The organism is Clostridium fessum (assembly GCF_027698965.1).
GTDB lineage: Bacteria > Bacillota > Clostridia > Lachnospirales > Lachnospiraceae > Otoolea > Otoolea fessa.
The window spans coordinates 1-1,092 of sequence record NZ_JAQEQF010000007.1 but is presented as its reverse complement, the minus strand read 5'-3'; the positions used below and the strand labels follow the sequence as shown (position 1 = coordinate 1,092).

Annotated in this window: 1 rRNA gene (only partly in view); it reads right to left on the bottom strand. The window is 50.4% G+C overall.

What is annotated here, in order from left to right:
• A 23S ribosomal RNA gene (locus PG862_RS09740) occupies positions 1 to 1,092 on the bottom strand; its annotated part reaches 1,627 nt to the left of the window's first position; the annotation flags it as partial.

The following is a 1,092-nucleotide window of genomic DNA, read 5'->3' as shown; positions in this document are numbered from 1 at the left end:
TCCCAGGTTCCGGTATCTCTCTGTGTCCCCACAGTTCTGATGATATGCAGTACAGGAATTTCAACCTGTTATCCATCGACTACGTCTTTCGACCTCGCCTTAGGCCCCGACTTACCCAGAGCAGATCAGCTTTACTCTGGAAACCTTAGATATTCGGCCTGGAGGATTCCCACCTCCATCTCGCTACTCATTCCGGCATTCTCTCTTCTTAAAAATCCACAGCTCCTTATCGGTACTGCTTCGTCTCTTTAAGAATGCTCCTCTACCAATGTATAATTACATTCCTAAGCTTCGGTGTTGTGTTTTAGCCCCGGACATTTTCGGCGCAGGACCTCTCGACTAGTGAGCTATTACGCACTCTTTGAATGTGTGGCTGCTTCTGAGCCAACATCCTAGTTGTCTTCGAAATCCCACATCCTTTTCCACTTAACACACACTTTGGGACCTTAGCTGTAGGTCTGGGCTCTTTCCCTTTTGACTACCCAACTTATCTCGTGCAGTCTGACTCCCGTACATCATTTATGCGGCATTCGGAGTTTGATATTCTTCGGTAGACTTTGACGCCCCCTAGGAAATTCAGTGCTCTACCTCCGCTAAACTAATACGAGGCTAGCCCTAAAGCTATTTCGAGGAGAACCAGCTATCTCCGGGTTCGATTGGAATTTCTCCCCTATCCACACCTCATCGCCACCCTTTTCAACGGATGTGCGTTCGGTCCTCCATTCCCTTTTACGGGAACTTCAACCTGGACATGGATAGGTCACCCGGTTTCGGGTCTGCACATGCTGACTTTACGCCCTATTAAGACTCGCTCTCGCTTCGGCTCCGGAGCTTTACTCCTTAACCTCGCCAGCATCCGCAACTCGCCGGACCGTTCTACAAAAAGTACGCGGTTGCACCTTAACGTGCTTCCACAGCTTGTAAACACAGGGTTTCAGGTTCTCTTTCACTCCCCTCCCGGGGTCCTTTTCACCTTTCCTTCACAGTACTATGCGCTATCGGTCACTAAGGAGTATTTAGCCTTGGGGGGTGGTCCCCCCGAATTCCCGCAAGGTTCCACGTGTCTCGCGGTACTCTGGATCCTGCCGCTGC